Below are 23,925 nucleotides of genomic sequence, written 5' to 3'. Positions count from 1 at the left end.
TCTCAATCTGGCTATAAAAAATAACCTCCGCTAAATAGCGGAGGTTATTTTTTATTTACCCAGCCCACACGTCTTTTGCGTATCGGCCCTTTTCTTCTAGCTGCTGCAGCCATAAGCGAGCGTCTGCTTCACTTACTTCATGAACATCAGCATAGCTTTTAATAAGCGTTGCTTCAACGTCAGGTGCCATTTGGCTTCCGTCTCCGCAAATATAGAAGTGCGCTCCTTGATCAAGAAGTTCAATCAATTTCGTGCCGTCTTGTTTCATAACATGCTGAACGTATGTTTTCGGCTGATTTGGTACGCGTGAAAAAGCGGTATGAAGCGTAATGACACCTTCATTTTGTGCGTTTTCAAGCTCTTCTTGATACAGATAGTCTTCATGAGGTGAACGGCAGCCAAAGTATAAATGCGCTTCTCCAAGCGACTGTCCTTGTTCTTTTAACTGCTTGCGAGCCTGCACAAAGCCTCTAAACGGCGCGACGCCTGTTCCTGGTCCGACCATGATAATCGGTGTTTCAGGATCTTTTGGCAGCGTAAAGCCTGACTGCGGTGTGGAAACAAAGCACGTAATTGTATCTCCTTCTTGCAGCTCAGCAAGATAGTTCGACGCAATTCCTTTATATTCTCCATATCCGCTCCACGCCTCTCCTGAGACGACGCTAACCGTGATGCTTGCTTGTTTTTCATCGACGCGAGGTGATGAAGAAATGGAGTAATAGCGCGGACGCATGCTTGGAAGAAGAGCGATAAATTCGCTGAATTCCATTTCACACGCCGGATATTTTTCAAGCAGTTCAAGCATTGTCAAGCGTTTTGCCAGCACCTTTTCTTTGTACGGTTGCTTTTCAAGCAAGGCTTCAAGCTCCACTTTATGCGGCGGGCAGACCGTTTTAGCAGCCATTGCGCGAAGCTGTGTGCGCGTAACAGGATCTTGAAGCTCCACATATTGCAGAAGCTCTTCTACTGATACGGTTTTACCGAGTGGCAAATGTGCTAATTTTTCTTCTTCAGCTTCCAAACGGATTTGCTGTGATGCATCTAGACCGAACCGTGTCGTTACACGATTTACTATTCCTTCATAGTTGCGAGGAATAATACCTAAATGATCTCCTTCTTGATAAGAAACTTCTTTTGGAAGCTCAATTTCAAGATGACGCGTGCTTCGTTCACTGCCTGGTTTTTGTAGTTCTTTGCTTGCTACAACGTTCGCCGAAAAAGCACCGTGCATTTTCGCAAGCGGCATGTCCGCAGCGCTGTCGACAAATTGAAGTGAAAGCGTAGATTTATTATCTTCACTGTTTTCTATGTCGAGGTTAAAGTAAGCTGCTACGTCACTCCACATATGTTCACGCCATTCTTCGTATGTGCCTTCAAAGTCGTCGCTTGCATCTGCTTCGCCGCGTTCAGCTATGTTTTCTGCCCCTTTAGCTGCAAGCGTTTCATCGATAAAAGCAGGCACTTTTTGATACGTAGTAGCCCAGTTTTTATCGCCGCATCCAAATACGGAGTAGCGAACGCCTTCGACTTCATCAGCAGACGCTTGGTCTAACCAGTCGACAAACTGCTTTGCGTTATCAGGCGGATGTCCGTTATAAGAAGCCGTTACAATTAAAACAGCTCCTTCACGCGGAAGATTTCCTGCATGGGAATCAAGCGTTGCAACCTGAGGTGCGAATCCTTTGCTCATCGCAATATCTGCTAAATCCCTCGCCGTTCCTTCAGCTGTTCCCATATTTGAACCGTATAACACAAGCAGCGGCGTATTATGAGCGTTCTCTACCTTTTTGCATGCTTTTTTAGCAGGCTGTTCCGTGCTAGGTGAAGGAATGCCACCAAGCGGAATTTTTTTTGATTTTGCTTTTACAACAAAGCCTTCAGGTTTTAACGTTAAAGTTTCTTTAATATCCATCTCGTAGTTTGTATGATCTTCAAAATCAAAATGTTTTAGCATCATACCAAGTACAAGCGTTGCTTCATGAAGAGCGAACTGCTGACCGATACACGCACGCTGACCGTTTCCAAACGGTTTAAACGCATGCTGCGGAATCGCGCTTGGATTTTCAAAACGCTCTGGGCGGAACTCTTCCACATCGTCTCCCCAAATCGTTTTATCACGGTGAAGCTGAGGAATTAGAACCATCAGTTCATCGCCTTTTTCTAACGGATATTCTCCTCCAAGCACCGTATCCTCTTTTGCATATAGAGAAAATGCAGGAGCTGTCGGCCATAAGCGCAGCGCTTCGTTTAAGACCATGCCGACGTATTTAAGCTGTTTCACTTGTTTATAGCTTGGAACAGGATCTACTAAAACTCGTGCTGCTTCTGCTGCTGCTTTTTGTAATACATGTGGATTTTTCACTAAGAAATACAGCGCAAATGATAAAAGACCACTTGTTGTTTCGTGTCCCGCAATTAAGAACGTAATAATTTGATAGCGAATGTTCTCATCATCAAGCGGCTCACCTGTTTCTGGGTCTTTTCCGTTTAGCATATGCGTTAATAAATCATCGCTTTGTTCACCGCTTGCCTTGCGATCTGCGATAATTTTATCTACTAGATCGTTCATCACCTTAATATCTTCTTGAAACTGACGCTTATTTTCATCGTAGGCAGGATCATCTGGATTTGCTCGCTGCAGCTTGTTCATCGCTTCGTCCAGTGCACGAACCATACTTGTAATAAACGGGTGCGGCTGATCGCGATAAAAGCTGTTAAAGCGGTAATTAAAGCCGCAAAGACCGATTGTATCAAGCGTTAAGCGCGTCATATCTTCCGGTACTTCAATATGCTCATCTGCATTTAGACGCTCCCACTTTTGAATAAGCTGCACGGCGATATCGACCATCATCGCGTGATAGCCTTTCATCGCTTGCTGACTGAAGCTTGGAAGTAAGATATTATGCGCTTTTTTCCAGTTTTTTTCGTGCGTCCAGCTTGTAAATAAACCGTCTCCTGCAAAATCACGCACAAATTTAAGCGCTTGACTTAAGTTTTTATCAAAGCGGGATTCATCGCATGCTTCTTTAATTAGACGCTGACTGGATAAGTAGCGCGTCACACGTCCAGGCGCTTCAAATTTAAAGATTTCCCCTAATTCATCTGCAATTTTCATCAGCGTTTGAATCGGTTTATCTGTGTTTAATAACGGTAAGTTTTTAAGCTCTCCAAATGTTTTTGGCTGAGGCATTTCTTTAATTGTCATGTTATCCCTCTTTCACTTGTTAAGTTTCATGATTGTCTGCTAAGTGCTGCCCACAGACTCTCTTCTACGCCGGCAAGAAGTTCATCAGTTAAAGATAAATAGTCATTTTCAATCATTTCATATACTTCCATAAAGCTTCCAAATAAAATAGCAATGAGCGCATTTTCAGGAAGGTTTCTAATAATGCCTTGCTTTTGTCCTTCTCTGAAGAACGTGCAAACAAATTCCACCAGCTTTTGATAGGCTAAGCGACTCTCTTCTGTTAAAAAAGCTCCTTGACTATGAGTTTTAATAAAGCCAAGCGCACGAGGATGATTTTTAGTGAATGTCACCATACCTTCAAAGATATGATGAAATCCATCTCGATATCCTTCTCTTTCGTTAGCCAGGCCGCTTTCAATACACTGTAAAAACTCGTTTACATGCTGTTGAAATAATTCATTTACAAGGCTTTCTTTATTTTTAAAGTAGCGATAAATTGTTCCTGCTCCTACTTTGGCATTTTCTGCAATCATTGGCATCGTTGTTGCATCAAATCCTCTTTCTGCAAACAGCAGAAGCGAAGCAGAAAAAATCGCTTTTTGTTTTGTTGGAGTAGATTCCACTTTATCACCTCTTTCCAAAGACGGAATGAACGTTCATTCCGCTACAATTACAAGTATAAAAAACTGCTTCTTAATAGTAAAAAGATAACCAGACAAGTGGAAAGAAAAGGTTCTTTCAATCTAATTTTATACCATTTAAAGGTAAATAATGGAGTCTTTCAGAATATTTTATGCTTACAGAAAATTAGTCCACTTATCCCCTTGATTAACATAATTTAACACAACCTATTAAAGGAAGAAGTTTAAAGGAAAAGTAAGGTGGAAATAGAAAAGGGTTACACAAGGCGTAAAGGAGGATTAAAAATGAACCAAGCAAGAGTGATAGAATACGAAGAAATGCTTCGCTCAGCCATGCTTTCTAATAACGTAGAGTTATTAGAAGAATTACTTTCAGATGAGCTTATTTTTGTGAATCACTTTGGGCAATGGTTGTCAAAAGAGCAAGATATAAATGCTCATCGTTCAAAAAGTCTTGATATAGCGGGCATCGAAGTGTTGGAACAAGAAATTAAAATGTTTCAAGAACTTGCCGTTACGGTTACAAAAGTAGCGTTAAATGGGTCGCTGGCAACTGGTGAATCTATTGGAGGCGAATACTGCTATACGCGAATTTGGAAAGATGTTGAAGGAACATTAAAGGTTGTTTCTTGTCACTGCAGTTCTAGCGCATAATCAACGCTGCCATAATAAAAAACATCCCTCCTTTCATTTGCATTCGCAAAGAGGGATGTTTTTTGCTAGTTAAAAGATTTTCTTCCTGTCTCTGTCATCTTTTAAAATCTCCACGGCCTCACGGAAACGCTGTGAATGAACAATCTCTCTTTCTCGTAAAAATCGTAAGCTGTCGTTTAAATCAGGATCATCTGATATATCAATTAACCATTGATATGTAGCTCTTGCTTTTTCTTCTGCCGCTATGTCTTCATAAAGATCTGCAATCGGATCTCCTTTTGCCTGTATATACGTAGCGGTAAACGGAACGCCAGCAGCATTATTGTAATAAAGTGCACTATCATGGTTTACATAGTGTTCTGTCAATCCAGCTGCCTTCAGCTGCTCCGGCGTTGCATCTTTTGTTAGCTTATAAATCATCGTCGCAATCATTTCAAGATGAGCAAACTCTTCTGTCCCGATATCGTTTAGCAGTCCAACAACTTTATCGGGAATGGTATAGCGCTGATTCAAATAACGAAGTGCAGCTGCAAGTTCTCCGTCCGCTCCCCCGTACTGTTCCATTAAATATTTGGCAAGCGTTGGATTACACGTACTTACTTTAACTGGATACTGCAATTTCTTTTCATACACCCACATATAGTCCCCGCCTTTATCTGCTTATATTTGCCATGGCCAAGGGCTTGTTCCCCAGCTCCACTTCCCGTCGGTATAGCTGTTTCCATACTGCTGGAGCGGCCCGTACTTTGTTTCAAAGTTTCTTTTTAACTGCATAGCCTGCTGCGCGTATTCGTTAAACTGCTGCATAGCCTGCTGGTCATTTGGATGGGTATCTAAATACAGCGTTAATTCTACAAGTGCAAAATCAATCGCCTGTATTTCTTCTAAATCCTGATAGTACTCCGGAGGTAGTTTTTTCATTCTTCATCCCTCTTCTTATCTTTGTATGGATTTTCATAGTAGTCCCAAAAAGCCGGCCACAGCGTTCCTTTTTTTAGCGCTTCTTTCGGTGAAAACTGCTGCAGATTCGCGGGCTGAAATCCCATGTATAATTGAGGCGGCGTAGAATAATATTTAACTCCTATCGGCCGGCACGGATCATAGATACTGTGGAAAGGTTGATAGGTCTTAACCGGTGTAAACATCTTTTTTGGATTGTTATCCATGAAAAGTCCTCCTCTAAAAACACACTCTGTTTTATCCTATTCAGTTTTTATCGAGTTCATGAAGGAATTCATTCCCGACTTAAGAACCAAACTTTTCTTCATAAAAAAGACCTATGTAAAAAAAGCTATAGTTGCCCAATCCCTTTAGGCAGCTTTCTCATACTTTATAAAATAGTGATTAAGAAAATAGAGGTGCTTAAAAAATGGACATTAATTACATGGATTTTTATTTTTACCCAGCACGATTTCCTGGACCTCAACTCCCGCCCGGTCCACCTAGACCACCAGGCGGTTTACCTACACCTGACCCGCAGCAAGCTCCAACTTCCCCTCCGCCGGCATTTATTCCAGCTCAGCAAACGGCAACTCCATTTGCTGTTGACCCAGGAGCCATTTCTCTTTGTCTATTCCGCAATACGTTCATATGGCTTAGAAACGGCTCTAGCTTCTGGTATTTCCCTATTTTTGTAGGACCGCGATCGGTTGCAGGATTTAGATGGAACGGACGTTTTTGGACCATTTTCGGTGTCGATACACGACAAATTGTTTCGTTTACGTGTTTTTAAACGTTAAGAAAAGAGATTGAGATATAGCTAAATCAATACAATTTAAAGACGATAAAATGAATACATGAACTAGTATCGGTGGCTTGTTACACTGCTGTTGATTTCCGTGCATGGCTTCGCTTTCCGCGGGCGGCCGGTGAGCCTCCTCGTCGCTTGCGCTTCTACGGGGTCTCACCTGTTCCGCTTTTCCCGCAGGAGTCTTCGCCTTGCCCTCCAATCAACAGCTAGAAATAACTGAATAAATATACGAAGGCTATGTTCACCATACTAATAAAAAATCCGAACGAGTTTGATTCTCCATCAAGAATCAAACTCATTCGGATCTTCCTTCAACTAACATATTTTTATCCCAGCCTCTTTTTTGCTTACTAGCTACTATTACACGATTGTTCTTATTCCAAAACCAATCAGCAGCACTCCGCTGCATCTCTGAAAAGCTTTTTGAAACATCGGTTTTTTAAGCCATTTTTTCACGTAATCTACTACATACACTAAGATTAAAAACCAACTTACCGCTATGAGGGTAAGAATAAAACCAAGCATAAGCAGCTGCTGATTCGTGTGAGCATCCAAGTTGATAAACTGTGGCATGAATGTAATATAAACCAATACCGTTTTAGGGTTAAGAAAATTACTAAGAGCTCCCTGTATGTATGATTCTTTATAGGCGTGATTAGATGAAGGCTTAACAGCTTTTTCTTCTTCTGAAATGTGCTCCAATGAGAGCGTATTTTTTGTCAGAAATACCCTGATACCTAAGTAAAATAAATACGCGGCACCTATATATTTAATGGTGTTGAACAGATACACCGACTGCGCGATAGCAACAGACAAGCCAAGCACAGCAATTAACGTCCAAAACGTGAGGCCTGTAGCCATGCCGAGTATGGTAAAACGTCCTGCTTTTGCTCCGTGATGAAGCGTATTTTTCATGATAAGAATCGTATCAGCACCAGGTATCATTGACATAACCAGCGCCATCAGCATATAAGCAGCTAAATGATCCACAGCTCTTCTCTCCTTTTTAAGCTATTACTAGCATTCTGTTTTCTTTTCACTTTCAAAGATTTTCATGTATTGTTTTGGCGTTAGCCCCACCTGACTTTTAAAAAATCGAGTCAAATGACTTTGATCACTGAATCCAGTTAAAAAGGAGACGTCAATCGGTTTTTGTCCCTGTTCTAGAAGCTTTTTAGCCTGATTGATTCGAACTGTTTCTAAATAGCTGTATGGAGAGATTCCTTTTTGCTTTGTAAAAGAGCGCAGCAGCCGGTATTTGCTCCATCCAATTAGCTGACTTAATTCATCCAGCGTGATCTTGTTTGTATAGTTGTCTTCCAAATAGCTGCAGATTGTTTTGATTTCATAAGACGTGTCAGCAGCTGACGAAAAAAAGGAAAGGTTTGAATGATCGTGCATGAGTTCTTCTAGCAAATATAAAAATAACTCTTCTTTCTTAAACTCATGTTCACCATTTAAAATTTGCAAATGAAGCTCTTTTAAACTAGAGACAGCCTCACTTCTTTGTACCACATTGCTGTTAAAACGCGGAAGACTTTCACTGCCGTTAATGTCAAAAACAGCTTTTTTCATCGCGTCTGGCGTTACGTTAATACAGCGATAATCAAGTGTTTTGCCGTCTATTTGTTCACAGCTATGAACATCATACGGATTAAACAGCAGCAAATCGCCTGGATTAATGATGTATTCTTTGCCTTGGCAAATTAAATGACGCTGACCTTCTTCAATAAATCCAATCACATAATACTCGTGAAAATGAGCAGGAAACTTTTGCATAATTCCTTTAAAACGGTAAGCTTCAATATGTAAATCAGCGTCAACGTGCGCTGTCCGAATTTCTTTTGCCATTAATAAATCACTCCTTGTCACATCTTAAGCTTTTTAACCATACCATTGACTCGAGAATTTTTCTTGTATGATATTGCAGATAAGATTTTCTTTATTCACTTTATCCACTCACCCCTAAGAGTGATTTCTCTTCTTTCCTCTAGTAATTTTCCGCTCAAATGATAAAATATAGACACATTTTATGGATGAAAGAAGGGATACCGTGAAATATAGACAAATTAAATGGCTGATTTTGCTTCTTCCAACTCTGACCATCGCACTTTGGGAGTATGTTCGCCATGCCTTTTTGCTCCCTTACATCTCAATGGACATGGGAAATGTTCTTTCTCCGCTGCTTGTCTTTTTTGTAACGCTTGTGTTTGTCCGCTATTTATTTTCTATTTTAGAAAAAATGCAAGAGGAACTAAGGCAAGAAAAAGAAAAGAAAGCTGCGCTTATTGAGCGTGAAAAATTAGCTCGTGAACTGCATGACGGCATTGCGCAGTCGCTGTTTCTCCTATCTGTTAAAATGAACAAGTTTGGAAGAAAAAACAACTTAGAGCAGGATCCTGATTTTATCCGAATGAAGCAAACTCTGCAGCATGTTCATGACGATACGCGCCAAGCGATTACAAATTTAAAGCACTCTCCTTCAGACTCTTCAGAAAGCTGGACTGAAAGCATTCATCAATACGTCGATGATTTAACACATACTCATTTACTAGATGTCAATTTAGATTGGAGACTGTCAGAAACAACGCTTTCGAGAAAAGAAAAAAATGAGCTGTTTGCCTGTGTGAAAGAAGCTGCTATGAACGTCATTAAACATGCAAAAACAAATAAAATCTGGATTACAGCCGGTGAAACGGCAGGCGGATGGATTTGTGAAATTACAGATTTCGGTATAGGTTTCACCTCTGAATCTCTTAAGGCCGGTCTTGGCCTGCAAATTATGAAAGATCGTGCCAAAGATATGAACTGGGACTTTTCCATTCAACGAAAACAGAACCAGACCATTGTTAGTATTAAAAAGGAGGTTACGTAAATGCAGCCGTTTCGTATTTTGATTGTAGATGATCACGCTCACGCAAGAGAAGGCATTCGCGATATTTTAGAAGAATATGAAGATTTTATGATTGTTGGCGAAGGAACCAACGGGCAGGAAGCAATCGAACTAACCGAAAAATTAATGCCTGACATTGTGCTAATGGATATTAAAATGCCTGTGATGAATGGATTAGAAGCCACAAAACAAATTAAGCTTCAGTTTCCGTATGTTAAAATTGTGGTCATCACGGTTTCAGACGATATTACGGATTTGTTTGATGCGCTGAAAAAAGGCGCCCAGGGCTATTTGTTAAAAAACCTGCAGTCTGAAGTGTGGTACGACTATTTGCGTGCGTTCGCTTTAGATGAAGTTCCTATGTCAAAAGAAATTGCGTTTCAAATTTTAAAAGAGTTTCCGCAGGAAACATCGATTACAAAGCCAGACACTCCCCTTTCTGCACGGGAGCTTGAAGTGCTTCAATTAGTGGCTAAAGGGCTGTCAAACCGCGATATCTCGGCGCAGTTATTTATTTCTGAACACACGGTAAAAAGCCATTTGAAAAATATTTTAAGTAAGCTTCATTTAGAAAACCGCGTGCAGCTGACAAGCTATGCGTTTCAAAATGGCTTAATGAACTAACAGCTTTCACGAGCTGTTTTTTTATTACCCCCTTCCTCTTATAAACCCCAACAATCACTCTCAGGGGTGATGGCTAATTCTCCCTTTCCTTCTATAATAAAAGCACGTTAGTTAGTAAAAAGGAGGAAAAAACGATGCAGGAAAAGCGCGAAGAATCAGCAAGTACAACGAAAAAAAGCACGGCGCGTTCTCAAGGTCTATACAAAGCCATATGGCGCTGGCATTTTTATGCAGGTTTAATGTTTACTCCGTTTCTTCTTATATTAGCTGTTACGGGCGGGATGTATTTATTCAAGCCTCAAATTGAAGAAAAACTGTATCACGACTTCTATCATGTACAAGCTCAGTCACAGTCCGTATCCCCTTCAGCACAAGTACAGGCTGTAAAGGAAAAGTATCCAGACGCTGATGTGTTGACGTATAAGCCCAGTGATCGCTCTACTCGTTCTTCAGAAGTAGGAATTTCATTAAAAGACCATACATATACGATGTTTGTTAACCCTCACAATGGTCACATCATAGGAAAAGTAGATGATTCCAGTCGCTTGATGAATCAAATTGAAGAATTTCACGGAGAGCTGATGGCGGGAACAGCAGGTGATCGTATCGTAGAACTTGCGGCCTGCTGGGCAATTGTCTTAATTGTAACCGGCGCTTTTTTATGGTGGCCGCGCAAAAAAGACAAAATAAAAGGCGTGCTGATTCCTCGTTTTTCAAAAGGTAAAAATGTACTGATACGTGACCTTCATGCAGTACCGGCCTTTTGGATTTCAGCCGGGATGCTTTTTCTTGTACTAACGGGACTTCCGTGGTCAGGACTGTGGGGCAATGCGTTTCAGCAAGTCGCCACAAACGCAGGTGTTGGGTATCCTCCGTCTGTTTGGGTAGGCAGTGCTCCTACTTCAACCGTGCAAACAAAAGATGTTGCGGACGTGCCTTGGGGAGCTGAAACGTTAGAAGTGCCAAGCTCCACAGCTTCACAATATACAAAAGTATCGCTTGATGACATTGTAGGTATTGCAAGAGAACAGCATATGCACGACGGCTACACCATTTCTATTCCGCACGACGCTCAAGGTGTGTATACGCTCTCCGTTTTTTCACCAAGAGCTCAAGATGAAGCAACCATTCACCTTGATCAATATACCGGAGCTGTGTTAGCCGATTATCGGTACGACAACTATGGATTTATGGGCAAATTGATTGCGCTTGGTATTACGCTTCATAAAGGCACACAGTTTGGATTTATCAATCAGCTTATGGGCCTTATTATTTGTATCGGAATTGCTGGTATCGCTATCAGCGGAGCCTTACTGTGGTGGAAACGAAAACCAGCTAAAAACATGGGGGCTCCTAAAGTTCCTGAAGGAAATGCAATGCGAATCGTGACGTGTATAATCGTCGTGTTTGGTATCCTCTTTCCTTTAGTCGGACTGTCTTTGATTATCGTGTGGCTTTTAGATTTTTTTGTTATCAAACGAATTCCAGCATTGAAGCGATTTTTAAACGCATGATTGATGAAACGATGTGAGGTGCAGTGACAATGAATAAATGGAAAATGTCCGGACTAGTCATACTCAGTACGCTTGTGCTTTCCGCGTGCTCTGTAAACAGTGACGCAGACCAGCTCTACAAGCAGCAAAAGCCTCTGTCGGCGCATGTGATGCTTCCTGAAAATATAGAGCCACAGAGCACACAGGTACTAAAAGTGCACGTAATGCAAGAAAATAAAACGGTGGATGGTGCCAAAATCGTTCAGTTTAACGTGTGGAAAAAAGATGCTCCCGGTAAAGTTGAAACAATAAAGGCACATTATGACGGCAGTATGTATAAAGCAAAAGCTGCCTTTAATGAGGATGGTATTTACTATATTAAAACCGATATTAATGCTCGCGGTGAGCACATTCTTCCTACTCAGCAAGTCGCAGTAGGCAAATTATCAAAAGAAGAGTTACGTTCACTGCAGCCAGCTGAAAAAGAAACGCATCATCACCACTCTCATCATTAGACATAAGCTCACGTTCAGCAGCTGAACGTGAGCTTATGTTGGTCTTATGAATTCTAGCTAGTTCCATTATATGTTTTTACATTTTTTTCTTATTACTTTACAATAAGAGTGATAAACGTTTTATAAAGGAGTTTTACAGGTTGAAAAAAATTGTTTCTGGTATTTTAATTTTAGTAATAGCCGTTATTGTTATGATTGAAGGAAATCCGTTAGAGCAGAACTCTTCAACGAATCCCTCCTACGATGAAGTAATTACCTTCCCTGCTGATCGTTACCCTGAAACTGCAGCGCACATTCAACATGCAATCGATAAAGGAAAATCGGCTGTTTGTACAATCGATCGAGACGGTGCTGAAGAAAACCGCCGTGAGTCTTTAAAAGGCATTCCGACTAAAAGCGGCTATGACCGAGATGAGTTTCCGATGGCCTTTTGTGAAGAAGGCGGAAGCGGCGCAGATATTGAATATGTAAAGCCTTCAGACAACCGAGGCGCCGGGTCTTGGATTTCACATCAAGTAGATGAGTTTCCAGACGGTACGAAGGTTTTAATTGAAGTGAAGTAAAAAGAATGGTCATTGCGACCATTCTTTTTTTATGTTGAAAGCCTGTATAAGAAAAAGAATAAAAAAGGAAGAATTGTTCTTGCCTAAAGATACCCTTCACTTTTAAAATAAAAATGTATGTTATACATATATGCATCATCGTTTTATAGGAGGAATGAGTTTCTTGGACAATCTATGGCAGCAGTTACTTCCTGCCTCATGGCAATTAACTTTATTTATTTTCTTTTTTGTCTATATCTTGCGCTACAAACAAGAGAATAAATTCAGCATGCAGCTTCACGTGCTGCTTAAGTTTCTTTATGCCGTTATTTTAATTTTAAATGCGGTGTTGTTTTTAGTGGAAAGTCAGCGCAATTTTCTTTTTTATGCAACGCTTTTCATGAGTATCCTGACAATTATTTTGATGGAGTTCACGCTTTCTGCAAAAAAACAGAACGAGCTTGATTTTATTTCAGCCGTTTCTTGCTGTGTTCTTCCGATTTTTATTTCTTTACTTGAACTTAGTTAATGAACCAAAGGCCTCTGGTGATTCAGAGGCCTTTTTATGTTATTGATCTTTGTTGTTACGATCCATCATATCTTTTGGATCTTCTACAATATCTTCCGGATCACGGTTGTTGTCTTTTTCATCATCTTTATAGATGTTGTCATTTTTATCTACACCAGGTACGTTATTGTTGTTATTCATATTGTCTAAACCCGTGTTGACAAACGCCACGTATACTTTGTCAATTTTACTATCTGCTTCTCTCACGCGGTCCGCAATTTTTTGTTCAAAATCAGTTGAAACTTCATGATAAGTATCGCCGTTATACGTTACGGTGTTCACCTTGCCGTTATCATTGTTGTCCGCTGCGTCATTTCCAGCTAGGTCTACTGTTACATAGGCGTTGTTATTATCACGAAGCACATATGCATCATCAACTTCCTTCATATCTTCTACATTTTGCGCTGCTTCAACTGACTTGGTCGGCTGATCGGTATTATCCATTGGGATATTGTTATCAACTCCGTCGTTTGTAGAAGTGTTGCGTAAATCATTTTGAGTATTGTCCATTGCGTTATTGTCTTTATTTCCTCCGCACGCAGCTAGGCCTGAAAGGAAAAGAACCGAAGAAGCAATGATAAGTCCTTTTTTCATTTTTTCCATCTCCTTAAATATAGTTTGCAGTCGTATTATGCTTAATTATTGCAAAACTATTCAAAAGAGACGGAGAAGTGACACACCATTTTTCTAAACATACCTAACACTGCTGGCAATACTAAGAGGAATTTTCAAGGTTGCAACTTTATTTATTCTCCTAACAGCTTTCGGACAGCTATTGACAGCGTGTTTATATGACGCTCTACGTTTGTCTCCTCTGCAGCTTGTTTCTGTCCATCTACGTTGTAGACCAGAGCTGGATTTTGCGTAATTCCGTTGATCGCTGTAGCCATAAAAGCTAGCAGATCATCTGTTGGTACAGCCGGAGAAAAATTTTTTACTTCTATTTGTTCCGTAATAAAGTCGTGAAGCTTTTTTTGAATATATTTAAGGTTCGATACTTCAACTAGCTGATCTTCAATTTTCATAAAACGCTGAGGGTCTTTTGAATACAATGCTACTAGTTCAAAGTAAATTTCTCCTCCTGCTGTCATCGATTCTTGGATATGCTCTCCAATATACATAATGAAATCATGCAGCATTTCAAAGGAGTCTTTCTTTGTCTGAAGCAGGGCTTCAATTTTATCTTTTACTTTATAGCTGACGCTTTCTTGATTAAGAAGTCCGACAAATACTTCATCAAGGTTTGAAAAATATTTGTACACGCCTCCTTGACTCATTCCAGCTTCCAAAACGATATCTCGCATGGCTACATCATGCACCGGTTTGCTCTTGCATACTCTTTTGGCTGCTTCTAAAATCTCTTGCTTCTTTTTTTCAGCGTATCCTTCCCTTACTTTTGGCATTTTTTTCACGCTCGCTTACTTTTTATTTATTCCCGAATGTCTCGAGTGTATTAATAATCACCTGAGCTGCTTTTTCGGCTCCTTTTTCAGCTCGGATTTGTTTTCCGATTTCTTGTGCTTTGGATTGAATTTCATTAACTTGTGTATAGGAAATAGCTGTGGATAATTTTTCAGCCGTCAATTCTTTTCTCGGAATGGCTTTTGCTCCAGCTCCCAGCTCATAAATTTTTCTTCCCCAAGCGAATTGGTCATTTCCATAAGGAATAATAACACTTGGAACGCCAGCTCGAAGGCCTTCGGCTGTTGTTCCCGCTCCTCCATGATGAACAACGGCAGACATTTTAGGAAACAGCCACTCATGAGGGATATCTTTTACAAAGAAAATGTCTTCTGCTATCCCCTCCGTGTGATTCATTCCACTTCCTCCTGTATTGATGATACCTCGTTTCCCTGCAAGTTTTAAGGCTTTAATCACTAAAGCAGTCGTTTCGTCTGCGTTTTTTTTATCCCCAACACTTCCAAACCCAATATAAACCGGCGGTTCTCCAGCCTTTAAAAATCTTTCCAGCCTCTCTTCCGGCTGATAGCTATGATCACTGTCCATAAACCAATTTCCGTAGGAATGAACGTGTTCAGGCCAATCTTTAGATACGGAAAATACGGCGGGACTTGATGAAACAATGGTTGGGTTAGCTGCTGTACGCTGCTTTGGGTACGGACATAAAAAATCGTTAGGTCCTTCTCCATGCTGCTGAACCCAATATTTTTTTAAAGGACCACTTACTACCTTCCAAAATCCCCATTCAAAAATACGGTGCGTCAGCTTGTTATATGTTTTTCCAAACCGTGGTCGATCATAAAAGATCAACGCTGGATAATCTTTTGTTGGTGTCATTGGAAAAGGGCTCGCTAGAATGCTTGGTATATTCATCTCTTTAGCAGCAAAATAACCAATTGCCGCACCTGGATGATATACAATTGCATCGGCTCCTTTGCATGCTTTGTGCAAATCTTCTTGTATATTAATCATCATACCCATCATCTTTTCATTTTTTAAGCTTGAAAAAAATTTGAGAGGATTGTCTGCATTAATTGCGTCGTCAGCTGCTCCGCTCTCTATAATTTTAGAAACATCTCCTCGAAGCATGGCATATTCAAACCCGTACGATTCTATGAAGTTTTGGTAAGCTTCTGAAGCGGCAATTCGTACACGGTATCCTTTCTTTTTTAGCTCTAATCCTAAAGCCATAAAAGGCTGGGTGTCTCCTCGAGTTCCTGTTGTTAACATCGTAATAAGCATCATTTCAGCCTCCTTATATTAAAACGACAACTATGTCGTTTTAATATAATGTACCCTTCTCCGATTAATTCGTCAATAAAAAACGACAATATTGTCGTTTTTTATTACTATCCTTTATTTTCCTAAGGCTCTTTTCGTAAAGATTGTTGCTTTTAATTATAACCAGGAAAAATTTACTCTTTATAGTAGTGTATAAAGAGAGGTTCATTCAGCTAACGGACAGTAATGTTGAATAAGATAGGATTTACTTATCCTTAAATAAAATTTTTTCAAAACATCATAAAAGGAAGTGTGTACTATTGGGTAGTGAAAGTAAACTCACTATTTCTCCATTAAATAATGACTTAATAGAGGATATCAATATAACAAATGATTATTTTAAGCTATATGGTAGAGTTGTCCCCAGTTTACAATCAGGCAAGTGGTCTTATAAAGAAGTTCTTTTTGATGAAGCTAGAGAAACACGTTTTCCAGATGACAAACTTGATTGGAACCAATATATAAACCAAGAGGATAAATCTTTGTTTTTAGCTTATATGAATACTACTTGCATAGGACAGATTAGAATAAGTAAGGATTGGAATCGCTTCTGTTATATTGAAAACATTGCTACTAAAAAAGATTATAGAGGCAGTGGAGTCGGAAAGTTGCTTTTAAATAAAGCAGAAGAGTGGGCAAAACAAAGAAAACTTATAGGAATGTCCTTGGAAGCACAAGATGATAATCTTGGTGCATGTAGATTTTATGTGAAACAAGGGTTTATACTAGGTGGAGTTGACACACTAAAGCAGTCATATAATCCTACTATTGAAACCACTTTATATTGGTATAAGTTATTTAAGTAACAGGTACTTTAGCGGAAAGAACCTTTCCTAAAGATAAAACCGCTCTTTATAAAAAATGAAAAAGATGCTTCGCGTTTTAAGCGAAGCATCTTTTTCTATTGCAGTTATGAATGCTTACCTACTTTTTAAGTCAAACTGCTCGTGAAGCAGCTAATTTCTCGATTGGGGCTTGTTCAATGTCTGCTGCTGAAATATGCAGCAACTTTTCTAAAATAGCCGTTATGCCCTCATTTGTTTCATTACTTTTTTTGCAGTCATTAATATGCTGGTTTAATTGCTTTTTATAAGCCTCGGTATGAATGAGCCACTGACTTAAAAGCTCTTTTGTTGCCGTTCTTTCGTCTTCGCTTTTAGCTCCAAATAAGCTCTCCATATCAGGTTCTTGAATAATTAGCTTACTAAAATCTTCGCTTACTGCAAGCCAAAAATAGTTTTTTTCGTATTCGTAATATCTGTGTTCTTTTAATAAAAAGTAGCCAATTTCAAATTCAATGCGATAGAGCGGCTGATTAACTTTCGGCGCATGAAGGCTTTTAAAGTTAATATGCTCTGCATCGTCTACATAAACTTCTGAACCGTATTGGGTTTTAATAATTTTAGCGTCTACTGTATTCATGATGTTTACCTCTTTAAGGATATTATGAGAGAACGCGTGCATTCTTTTTCTAGAATGCGCACGTTCTTTATCTTTTACTTAGTTTTGAACAGCGTTTTTCCAATCAGCCGCAAACTTTTCAATTCCTTGTTCGGTTAAAGGATGTTTGACAAGCTGCTCGATTACTGAATATGGAATAGTTGCAATATGAGCTCCGGCAAGGGCTACGCGTGTAACGTGATCCGGATGTCTTACAGAAGCCGCAATGATTTGAGAGTCGATATTTTGAATGCGGAACAGCTCGGCAATTTTAGCCACAAGCTGCACGCCGTCTTCTGAAATATCATCAAGGCGACCAAGGAACGGAGATACATATGTTGCACCTGCACGAGCTGCTAAAAGCGCTTGGTTTACAGTGAAAATAAGCGTTACGTTTGTTTTTACACCTTTTTTAGCAAGGTAGCGAGTCGCTTCTAATCCAGCAATTGTCATTGGAAGCTTAATCGTAATGTTTTGATCCCCGCCGTTAATTTTGATTAGTTCTTCTGCTTGGGCAATCATGTCTTCTGCTGTTTCGGCATCCGGCGTCACTTCTGCTGAAACGGATTCTACTTCTGGAACGGTTTTTAAAATTTCTTCAATACGATCTTCAAATTTTACGCCTTCTTTTGCAACAAGAGAAGGGTTTGTTGTGACGCCAGATAAAACGCCCACTTTGTATGCTTTTTTAATATCGTCAAGGTTTGCAGTATCAATAAAAAATTTCATTTTTTCATTCCTCCATTAGTTTTTTTACTATACCCACTATTTCACTTGTTATTTCTTTTCCACAGCATGACCGCCAAACTCGTTTCGAAGCGCGGAAACTACCTTTCCTGTAAAGGTATCATCTTCAAGCGAGCGATAGCGCATCAGTAAAGACATCGCAATAACCGGCGTAGCTGTTTGAAGGTCTAGAGCCGTTTCTACCGTCCATTTCCCTTCACCAGAAGAGTTCATAACTCCTTTGATGTCATCTAGCTTAGCATCTTTAGAGAATGCATTTTCGGTTAATTCCATGAGCCATGAACGAATAACAGATCCATTGTTCCACACTCTCGCCACTTTTTCGTAATCGTAGTCGAACTGGCTTTTTTCAAGAACTTCAAATCCTTCTCCGATTGCAGCCATCATGCCGTATTCAATCCCGTTATGAACCATTTTTAAAAAGTGCCCGCTGCCTGCTTCTCCAGCGTATAGATATCCGTTTTCTACTGCTGTATCGCGGAAAATAGGTTCAACAATTTCCCACGCTTCACGATCTCCGCCGATCATATAGCAAGCGCCGTTACGAGCGCCTTCCATTCCGCCGGATGTTCCAACGTCCATAAAGTGGATTTTGTTTTCTTTTAACTCGTTATAGCGTCGAATAGACTCTTTGTAATGAGAGTTTCCGGCTTCAATAACGATATCTCCTTCAGCTAAAAGAGGCGTCACTTCACTAATAACAGAATCAACAACGGTATGAGGAACCATCAGCCATACAACTCTTGGTGTTTCGAGTGACTGAACAAGCTCCTGTAAGCTTGATACTCCTGAAGCACCGTACCCTTTCATTTGTTCAACTGCGTTTGAATTTACGTCAAATGCTACAACGTCATGACGCTGATCCAGTAAGTTTTGTCCTAAGTTAATCCCCATTTTCCCTAAACCAACTAATCCTACTTTCATGTGAACCGCTCCTTCTATTTATCTTTTTATCTTCTTATTTAAGCCTTTAGTAATTCATTTGCCTGTGCTACTACGTTTTCTTCTGTAAATCCAAACAGATTCATCACATCAGCTCCGGTTCCTGAAGCACCAAATGTGTCAACTGCTAAAACTTTTCCTTTTGGCCCTACAAAGCGTTCCCAGCCAAGTGAAATTCCCATTTCTAGAGAGATTCGTTTTGAAACAGATTCAGGCAAGACGCGATCTTGATACTCTTTTGACTGCTTGTTAAACAGCTCCCAGCTAGGCATCGCTACAACTCGTACGGATGTACCTTCACGTTCTAGCTGAGCTTTTGCACTGACCGCTAGTGCTACTTCAGAACCTGTGGCGATGAAAATCATCTCCGGGTTATCGTTTGTTTCGGTTAATACGTAAGCACCTTTAGCTAGGTCGTTGATATTTTGTTTTGTTTCTTCAAATACAGGCAAGTTTTGACGGCTAAGCACTAAGGCTATAGGACCTTCCGCTTGCTGAAGCGCATAAGCCCAAGCGCTTGCTGTTTCGTTTGCATCAGACGGACGGATTACGGTAAGCCCTGGAATTGCACGAAGAGAAGCTAAATGTTCAACCGGCTCATGAGTTGGTCCATCTTCTCCTACTGCTATGGAATCATGAGTAAACACATATGTGACCGGCAGCTTTTGCAGTGCAGCTAAACGAATCGCTGGACGCAAGTAATCATTAAAAACAAAGAATGTGCTGACAAACGGCTTCACACCGCCGTGAAGGGCCATTCCATTACCGGCCGCTCCCATTGCATGTTCACGTACGCCGAAATAAATATTTCGATTACCGAAATATCCGGGTGCGTAAGGGCCTTCTTCTTTAATGTCCGTCATCGTGGAATGCGATAAATCAGCACTGCCTCCAAAAATAGATGGCACAGATTTAGTGAAATAATTAATCGCTTCCCCGCTTGCAACACGAGTCGACATCGCTTTTTCTGATGAGAATGTTAAAATATCATTCACTTCAATTAACGCTTCGCCCGTAATGGCACGCTCTAATTCATCAGCCAGCATAGGGTATTCTTTTTGGTAAGAAGCAAACAGTTCGTTCCACTCTGCTTCTGCTTTCATCCCTTTTTCTTCTAGCTTTTCAAAATGAGCTTTTACTTCTTCTGGAACATAGAAGTTTTCTTCCGTTTTCCAGCCGTAGGCTTGTTTTGTTGCTTTTGCTTCTTCTTCTCCAAGGGGATTGCCGTGTGCTTTATTTGTTCCCGCTACTTTTGGACTTCCGTAGCCAATAATTGTTCTCACTTCAATGAGCGTTGGCTGTTCCGTGTTCTGTTTCGCTTTTTCGATGGCGCTTGTGATTTCATCCACGTCATTTCCATCTTCTACACGTAAATACTGCCAGTTTGCAGATTCCGCTCTTTTTTGGATATTTTCGCTAAATGAAAGATTTAATTCCCCGTCTAACGAAATATCGTTGGAGTCATATAAAGCAATAAGTTTACCAAGCTTCATATGGCCAGCCATTGACATCGCTTCATAAGAAATGCCTTCCATTAAGTCACCATCGCCTACTAACGTATACGTATAGTGATCAATAACAGAGAAATTTGGTTTATTAAATTTTGCTGCTAAGTGGGCTTCTGCCATTGCCATTCCGACTGCATTTGCAATTCCTTGACCTAAAGGACCTGTTGTTGCTTCTACGCCATCCGTATGGCCAAATTCAGGATGACCCGGTGTTTTACTATTTAGCTTGCGGAAGCTTTTTAAATCCTCTACTGATACATTGTATCCGCTTAAATGCAGCATGCTATACAGTAAGCTTGAGCCATGACCGGCTGATAAGATAAAACGATCTCGGTTAAACCAGCTTGAATTTGCCGGATTATGCTGTAAGTGATTCGCCCACAGCGCATAGGTCATCGGAGCCGCTCCCATCGGAAGTCCAGGGTGTCCTGAATTAGCTGCGTTCACCGCGTCAATTGACAGGGTGCGAATCGTATTAACTGCGAGTGTATCTATGTTGGTACTCATGTGTCATCCTTCTTTCAATTTGTTTGTATTAAACTGGCTGTACTTCTCGTGATTGACTTGCTGTTTCTTCATCCAACCACCATTTAAAACCGTCTTTTTCTAAAAGCTCATTTGATGCGTCAGGGCCGTGTGAACCAGCAGCATATTTGTGAAGCGGCACTGTATTTTCCTGAAATGCTTCAAGAAGCGGCTGAACCCATTCCCAAGCTAGCTCTACTTCTTTCCAATGAGCAAAAAATGTAGAATCTCCGGCGCATGCATCTGCAATAAGGCGTTCATATGCTTCCGGCGCTCCTTCTTGCTGACCTGAAAAATTAATTTGTACAGGCTCAATATGACCATGATTAAATGGATTTTTGCTGTTTAACTGCAGCGTAATATTTTCGTGCGGGTTAATTTCAATGATCAACAGATTTGGAGATGTTGTTTCTCCTTTGTCTAAGTACAACTCTTTTAGCGAGTCTTTGAATTCAATAACAATTCGCGTCGCTTTTTCCGCCATTCTTTTCCCTGTACGAATGTAGAAAGGAACGCCTTTCCAAAGCGAATTATCGATATATAGTCTGGCTGCTAAAAACGTGTCCGTCTGAGAAGATGGTGATACACCGGGCTCATTTATGTAGCTCGGCACTGAAGCCCCGTTTATTTTTCCAGCCTCATATTGACCGCGAACAACGTCTAGATCCATATCTTCTTTTACAAGCGGACGAAGCGCTTTTAACACATTTATTTTTTCGTTTCGAATATCATCAGCGCTAATGCGGGCCGGTAAGTGCATAGCCGTCATCATCAGCATTTGCAGCATATGATTTTGAACCATATCTCGAATGGCTCCTGAATGGTCATAATAGCTTGCTCTTTCCTCTACGCCGACCGTTTCACTTGCTGTAATTTGTATATTCGCAATATGTTCGTTATTCCATAATGATTGAAGAATAGGATTAGCGAATTCCAGCGCTTCTAAATTTTGTACCATCGACTTGCCAAGATAGTGGTCAATGCGGTAAATCTCTTCTTCTTTAAACGCTTTGCTTAAGTTTTCGTTTAATTGACGAGCTGACTGTAGATCATGACCAAACGGTTTTTCAATAATTAACCGTTTCCAACCTTTTGTAGCACCTAAGCCACTGTCTTTAATATGCTCGGCAATCGTACCAAAAAATTCTGGTGCAACGGATAGATAAAACATTCGGTTGCTTGGAATGTTTCGTTCCTCTTCGCGTGCTTCTACTAGATTTAACAACTTTTTATAATCTTCAGCATTCGTTGCATCCAATGGGCTGTAGCGAAAAGCTGAAAGAAAATGCTGCATAAGAGATGAATCTTTTTCGACGCGACGTGAAAAAGTATGAATAGACTCTTTTACTTTTTCCTGAAAGTCAGCGTCGGACATCTCCCTTCTGCCTAGTCCTACAACAGAAATTGATTTAGGGATTTTCCCGTCTACAAATAAATTATAGAGTGCAGGATAAATTTTGCGTTTCGCTAAATCACCTGTTGAACCGAATAAAACAAAAGTCATCGCTTCCATATCTCTTCCTCCTGTTAGGAAAAATATAATCTTTAAAAAGTAACTTTTCTTTCATTCGTTACTTTATGTAACCTATCTTATTCCTGAAATATTTTTTCGTCAAGATATAAAACTCATAAAAAATCATTTCAATTTTCTTTTGTTCTTTAAACCTTATAGCCGCTTATCTTAGATAATTTATGGAAAAATAATGAAAATACTTTTTAGTTGAATTTAAAAAATAAAACTGTTTTAATGGATTTGATAGAATTGTATGAAAGCAAAAACGCACATAATGTCTACATATGTGTCAGTGAAAATATCAAAAGGTGGAAGTAATATGGAAGCTCAGCTAATGAAGACGTTTGAAGACTTATCTGTTTTTTACATAGAAAAATCGTAAAACCATTTAAGGGAGAAAGAAAGTTTGACCTCTTTCTTTTAAGCTGCACGCACGTCTTTAATGCGTAGCTACAGCAAGAAGTATAACCATCATATAGAGACTAAAAACAGCCAGTAAAACAAGAACGGTATAGACTAATTTTTTACCTGTTTTGCCTAAAAAGTAGATGTTTACTAAACTAAAATACACGCCTGCTGCGCATAAAACGAATGCAAGAAATTCCTTGCACTCACTGGGCTTCATTTGAAAATCTGGATTATAATAAATTCCGAGGTTGTTACTAATAGCGAACGGAACAGTCCACCATCTGATTAAAACCCCTATAAACATAAATATTCCGATTACATTTAGCGTAAATTGCAGCGTTCTCTCCTTTTTCACGCTTCTTTTTGCAGATTCTTTAAAGTTTACCCGCATGCATTTCCCCCCTGATGTTTTTAACACAGTAACTGTTTTGAACAGATCTATATAAACGTTCCTTCTTCTAATTTTATACACGCTAGGTCTTACAGATGACATGATTGATATAAGAAAAGCTTCTTCCAGTTATAAAGGAAGAAGCCTTAAATAATGAGACTATATTAATCAATGCTTTCGTTCACCTCTGTATTCTTTTCTATTACAGCTCTTACTACGATGACTTTCCCATTCTCTTCGCAGAATGCCCATTTTAATGCTGTCAAAATAGTTTCCATTTACAATACGTGCTTCTCTAATTCACGCTTCTCTTAACAACACTTTTTCTCCTATTAGTTTTATCATGAGAGGCATCACCCCTTGATTTATAATAACGACGCAGAGTAACTCACCCTGCCCCACATGTAAAACACCGAGAGTGAATGCTCCCGGTGCTTTTTCTTTTCCCTTTATTTATGATCCACGTTTTCCATAACTGCAAAATAGTTACCTTCACTGTCTGAAAAATTAAAGACTTTTCCTGAAGGCATCGATACCATTTCTCCCACCGTTACGCCTTTAGCCGTTAAATCGCTGTATAATTCATCCACATTTTCTGTAAAAAACAGAAGCGAAGGAGTTCCGACGTTTAATTCTGGCTGCATTTTTGCTATTAGCTGTTTGTTATGAAGGATAATGGTTGTTTCAGCACCCGCTGCCGGCGCTAGCTCAATCCACTTCATGCCTTGTTCATTATTTTGTTCGGACATAACCTGAAATCCCATTTTTTCTGTCCAAAACTTTACCGCTTGATCTTGATCGTTTACATACACCATAATTTGACCGATTTTTTTAATCATTGC

The 23,925-nt window shown here is 40.0% G+C and carries 26 protein-coding genes; 9 read left to right on the top strand and 17 right to left on the bottom strand.

The genetic code is table 11. The features are described from left to right. Positions 1-55 precede the first annotated feature (55 nt). Both SCI76_RS24220 and SCI76_RS24215 read right to left on the bottom strand, forming a co-directional pair. On the bottom strand, positions 56-3,205 hold the full coding sequence (locus tag SCI76_RS24220; protein WP_407544592.1) for a bifunctional cytochrome P450/NADPH--P450 reductase: 3,150 nt from the start codon (positions 3,203-3,205) through the stop codon (positions 56-58). 26 nt (positions 3,206-3,231) lie between these two features. Beyond that, positions 3,232-3,810: a TetR/AcrR family transcriptional regulator gene (locus SCI76_RS24215; RefSeq protein ID WP_028414486.1), complete on the bottom strand. Its 579-nt coding sequence runs from the start codon at positions 3,808-3,810 to the stop codon at positions 3,232-3,234. Positions 3,811-4,113: 303 nt separating this feature from the next. Here SCI76_RS24215 and SCI76_RS24210 point away from each other — a divergent pair, with 303 nt between their 5' ends. Then, positions 4,114-4,482, top strand: coding sequence for a nuclear transport factor 2 family protein (locus SCI76_RS24210; protein ID WP_394531916.1), 369 nt, complete (start codon positions 4,114-4,116; stop codon positions 4,480-4,482). Positions 4,483-4,551: 69 nt separating this feature from the next. Here SCI76_RS24210 and cotJC read toward each other — a convergent pair whose 3' ends face one another. The 3 genes from cotJC to SCI76_RS24195 are packed head-to-tail and all read right to left on the bottom strand — an operon-like array spanning position 4,552 to position 5,648. Beyond that, positions 4,552-5,121 (bottom strand): spore coat protein CotJC, encoded by a 570-nt coding sequence (gene cotJC, locus SCI76_RS24205; RefSeq protein ID WP_025751043.1) that lies wholly within the window; start codon positions 5,119-5,121, stop codon positions 4,552-4,554. Between the two features lie 21 nt (positions 5,122-5,142). Next, positions 5,143-5,403, bottom strand: coding sequence for a spore coat protein CotJB (locus tag SCI76_RS24200; protein ID WP_025751042.1), 261 nt, complete (start codon positions 5,401-5,403; stop codon positions 5,143-5,145). Then, a complete protein-coding gene (locus tag SCI76_RS24195; RefSeq protein ID WP_033580510.1) occupies positions 5,400-5,648 on the bottom strand; it encodes a spore coat associated protein CotJA in 249 nt (82 codons plus the stop codon). Before SCI76_RS24195 ends, SCI76_RS24200 begins: the two co-directional genes overlap by 4 nt. Before the next feature lie 203 nt (positions 5,649-5,851). Between SCI76_RS24195 and SCI76_RS24190 the strand changes: the two genes are divergently transcribed. Then, a complete protein-coding gene (locus tag SCI76_RS24190; protein WP_033580509.1) occupies positions 5,852-6,214 on the top strand; it encodes a hypothetical protein in 363 nt (120 codons plus the stop codon). A gap of 378 nt (positions 6,215-6,592) precedes the next feature. On the opposite strand, the gene SCI76_RS24185 is transcribed toward SCI76_RS24190, so the two are convergent. Both SCI76_RS24185 and SCI76_RS24180 read right to left on the bottom strand, forming a co-directional pair. Further along, positions 6,593-7,222: a LysE family translocator gene (locus SCI76_RS24185; protein ID WP_048018916.1), complete on the bottom strand. Its 630-nt coding sequence runs from the start codon at positions 7,220-7,222 to the stop codon at positions 6,593-6,595. Between the two features lie 27 nt (positions 7,223-7,249). Next, complete coding sequence (locus tag SCI76_RS24180; RefSeq protein ID WP_168761020.1) at positions 7,250-8,083, bottom strand: AraC family transcriptional regulator; 834 nt, start codon at positions 8,081-8,083, stop codon at positions 7,250-7,252. Between the two features lie 202 nt (positions 8,084-8,285). On the opposite strand from SCI76_RS24180, the gene SCI76_RS24175 reads away from it, so the two are divergent. From SCI76_RS24175 to SCI76_RS24150, 6 genes are all read left to right on the top strand, one after another. Next, a complete protein-coding gene (locus tag SCI76_RS24175; RefSeq protein WP_028414492.1) occupies positions 8,286-9,107 on the top strand; it encodes a sensor histidine kinase in 822 nt (273 codons plus the stop codon). Then, positions 9,108-9,749 carry a response regulator transcription factor gene (locus SCI76_RS24170; protein WP_033580507.1) on the top strand — a complete coding sequence of 214 codons (642 nt, stop codon included), beginning with the start codon at positions 9,108-9,110 and terminating at the stop codon, positions 9,747-9,749. A 134-nt stretch (positions 9,750-9,883) separates the two neighbouring features. Further along, a complete protein-coding gene (locus tag SCI76_RS24165; protein WP_168761021.1) occupies positions 9,884-11,263 on the top strand; it encodes a PepSY domain-containing protein in 1,380 nt (459 codons plus the stop codon). A gap of 29 nt (positions 11,264-11,292) precedes the next feature. Further along, positions 11,293-11,757, top strand: coding sequence for a FixH family protein (locus SCI76_RS24160; RefSeq protein WP_407544586.1), 465 nt, complete (start codon positions 11,293-11,295; stop codon positions 11,755-11,757). Positions 11,758-11,948: 191 nt separating this feature from the next. Continuing rightward, positions 11,949-12,320 (top strand): DNA-entry nuclease, encoded by a 372-nt coding sequence (locus SCI76_RS24155; RefSeq protein ID WP_372454473.1) that lies wholly within the window; start codon positions 11,949-11,951, stop codon positions 12,318-12,320. A 163-nt stretch (positions 12,321-12,483) separates the two neighbouring features. Then, entirely contained in the window at positions 12,484-12,828 is a 345-nt protein-coding gene (locus SCI76_RS24150) for a DUF1516 family protein (protein WP_407544584.1), read from the top strand. Positions 12,829-12,867: 39 nt separating this feature from the next. Here the strand turns inward: SCI76_RS24150 and SCI76_RS24145 are convergent, their stop codons facing one another. The 3 genes from SCI76_RS24145 to SCI76_RS24135 form a co-directional block, all read right to left on the bottom strand. Further along, complete coding sequence (locus SCI76_RS24145) at positions 12,868-13,461, bottom strand: hypothetical protein (protein WP_028414498.1); 594 nt, start codon at positions 13,459-13,461, stop codon at positions 12,868-12,870. A 152-nt stretch (positions 13,462-13,613) separates the two neighbouring features. Then, the gene (locus SCI76_RS24140; RefSeq protein ID WP_048019653.1) at positions 13,614-14,270 is read right to left on the bottom strand and encodes a TetR/AcrR family transcriptional regulator; all 657 of its coding nucleotides are present in this window, start codon (positions 14,268-14,270) and stop codon (positions 13,614-13,616) included. Between the two features lie 22 nt (positions 14,271-14,292). Then, entirely contained in the window at positions 14,293-15,573 is a 1,281-nt protein-coding gene (locus tag SCI76_RS24135) for a glycosyltransferase (RefSeq protein ID WP_240962097.1), read from the bottom strand. A gap of 296 nt (positions 15,574-15,869) precedes the next feature. Between SCI76_RS24135 and SCI76_RS24130 the strand changes: the two genes are divergently transcribed. Further along, positions 15,870-16,415: a GNAT family N-acetyltransferase gene (locus tag SCI76_RS24130; protein WP_048019606.1), complete on the top strand. Its 546-nt coding sequence runs from the start codon at positions 15,870-15,872 to the stop codon at positions 16,413-16,415. A 130-nt stretch (positions 16,416-16,545) separates the two neighbouring features. Here the strand turns inward: SCI76_RS24130 and SCI76_RS24125 are convergent, their stop codons facing one another. The 7 genes from SCI76_RS24125 to SCI76_RS24095 form a co-directional block, all read right to left on the bottom strand. Further along, on the bottom strand, positions 16,546-17,031 hold the full coding sequence (locus tag SCI76_RS24125; RefSeq protein ID WP_033580500.1) for a hypothetical protein: 486 nt from the start codon (positions 17,029-17,031) through the stop codon (positions 16,546-16,548). Positions 17,032-17,109: 78 nt separating this feature from the next. After that, positions 17,110-17,778, bottom strand: coding sequence for a fructose-6-phosphate aldolase (gene fsa, locus SCI76_RS24120; RefSeq protein ID WP_014459236.1), 669 nt, complete (start codon positions 17,776-17,778; stop codon positions 17,110-17,112). Positions 17,779-17,826: 48 nt separating this feature from the next. Further along, positions 17,827-18,720, bottom strand: coding sequence for a phosphogluconate dehydrogenase (NAD(+)-dependent, decarboxylating) (gene gnd, locus SCI76_RS24115; protein WP_047750468.1), 894 nt, complete (start codon positions 18,718-18,720; stop codon positions 17,827-17,829). Between the two features lie 38 nt (positions 18,721-18,758). Then, a complete protein-coding gene (gene tkt, locus SCI76_RS24110; protein ID WP_048019605.1) occupies positions 18,759-20,753 on the bottom strand; it encodes a transketolase in 1,995 nt (664 codons plus the stop codon). Positions 20,754-20,781: 28 nt separating this feature from the next. Further along, on the bottom strand, positions 20,782-22,284 hold the full coding sequence (gene zwf / locus SCI76_RS24105; protein WP_048019604.1) for a glucose-6-phosphate dehydrogenase: 1,503 nt from the start codon (positions 22,282-22,284) through the stop codon (positions 20,782-20,784). Between the two features lie 439 nt (positions 22,285-22,723). Beyond that, positions 22,724-23,083: a hypothetical protein gene (locus SCI76_RS24100; protein ID WP_310883953.1), complete on the bottom strand. Its 360-nt coding sequence runs from the start codon at positions 23,081-23,083 to the stop codon at positions 22,724-22,726. Positions 23,084-23,532: 449 nt separating this feature from the next. Continuing rightward, positions 23,533-23,922, bottom strand: coding sequence for a VOC family protein (locus SCI76_RS24095; RefSeq protein WP_033580495.1), 390 nt, complete (start codon positions 23,920-23,922; stop codon positions 23,533-23,535). Positions 23,923-23,925: the final 3 nt, after the last annotated feature.

The organism is Priestia sp. HNGD-A6, from assembly GCF_045784335.1.
GTDB classification, from domain to species: Bacteria; Bacillota; Bacilli; order Bacillales; family Bacillaceae_H; genus Priestia; species Priestia zanthoxyli.
The sequence above is the reverse complement of the archived record's forward strand: the minus strand, read 5'-3'. Positions and strand labels throughout refer to the sequence as shown.

Excerpts from the sequence above, each read along its gene's own strand:
- SCI76_RS24220 (WP_407544592.1), bottom strand. The coding sequence starts at position 3,205 with ATGACAATTAAAGAAATGCCTCAGCCAAAAACATTTGGAGAGCTTAAA.
- SCI76_RS24210 (WP_394531916.1), top strand. The coding sequence starts at position 4,114 with ATGAACCAAGCAAGAGTGATAGAATACGAAGAAATGCTTCGCTCAGCC.
- cotJC (WP_025751043.1), bottom strand. The coding sequence starts at position 5,121 with ATGTGGGTGTATGAAAAGAAATTGCAGTATCCAGTTAAAGTAAGTACG.
- SCI76_RS24200 (WP_025751042.1), bottom strand. The coding sequence starts at position 5,403 with ATGAAAAAACTACCTCCGGAGTACTATCAGGATTTAGAAGAAATACAG.
- SCI76_RS24195 (WP_033580510.1), bottom strand. The coding sequence starts at position 5,648 with ATGGATAACAATCCAAAAAAGATGTTTACACCGGTTAAGACCTATCAA.
- SCI76_RS24190 (WP_033580509.1), top strand. The coding sequence starts at position 5,852 with ATGGACATTAATTACATGGATTTTTATTTTTACCCAGCACGATTTCCT.
- SCI76_RS24180 (WP_168761020.1), bottom strand. The coding sequence starts at position 8,083 with ATGGCAAAAGAAATTCGGACAGCGCACGTTGACGCTGATTTACATATT.
- SCI76_RS24170 (WP_033580507.1), top strand. The coding sequence starts at position 9,108 with ATGCAGCCGTTTCGTATTTTGATTGTAGATGATCACGCTCACGCAAGA.
- SCI76_RS24165 (WP_168761021.1), top strand. The coding sequence starts at position 9,884 with ATGCAGGAAAAGCGCGAAGAATCAGCAAGTACAACGAAAAAAAGCACG.
- SCI76_RS24160 (WP_407544586.1), top strand. The coding sequence starts at position 11,293 with ATGAATAAATGGAAAATGTCCGGACTAGTCATACTCAGTACGCTTGTG.
- SCI76_RS24155 (WP_372454473.1), top strand. The coding sequence starts at position 11,949 with ATGATTGAAGGAAATCCGTTAGAGCAGAACTCTTCAACGAATCCCTCC.
- SCI76_RS24145 (WP_028414498.1), bottom strand. The coding sequence starts at position 13,461 with ATGAAAAAAGGACTTATCATTGCTTCTTCGGTTCTTTTCCTTTCAGGC.
- SCI76_RS24140 (WP_048019653.1), bottom strand. The coding sequence starts at position 14,270 with ATGCCAAAAGTAAGGGAAGGATACGCTGAAAAAAAGAAGCAAGAGATT.
- SCI76_RS24135 (WP_240962097.1), bottom strand. The coding sequence starts at position 15,573 with ATGATGCTTATTACGATGTTAACAACAGGAACTCGAGGAGACACCCAG.
- SCI76_RS24125 (WP_033580500.1), bottom strand. The coding sequence starts at position 17,031 with ATGAATACAGTAGACGCTAAAATTATTAAAACCCAATACGGTTCAGAA.
- fsa (WP_014459236.1), bottom strand. The coding sequence starts at position 17,778 with ATGAAATTTTTTATTGATACTGCAAACCTTGACGATATTAAAAAAGCA.
- gnd (WP_047750468.1), bottom strand. The coding sequence starts at position 18,720 with ATGAAAGTAGGATTAGTTGGTTTAGGGAAAATGGGGATTAACTTAGGA.
- tkt (WP_048019605.1), bottom strand. The coding sequence starts at position 20,753 with ATGAGTACCAACATAGATACACTCGCAGTTAATACGATTCGCACCCTG.
- zwf (WP_048019604.1), bottom strand. The coding sequence starts at position 22,284 with ATGGAAGCGATGACTTTTGTTTTATTCGGTTCAACAGGTGATTTAGCG.
- SCI76_RS24100 (WP_310883953.1), bottom strand. The coding sequence starts at position 23,083 with ATGCGGGTAAACTTTAAAGAATCTGCAAAAAGAAGCGTGAAAAAGGAG.
- SCI76_RS24095 (WP_033580495.1), bottom strand. The coding sequence starts at position 23,922 with ATGATTAAAAAAATCGGTCAAATTATGGTGTATGTAAACGATCAAGAT.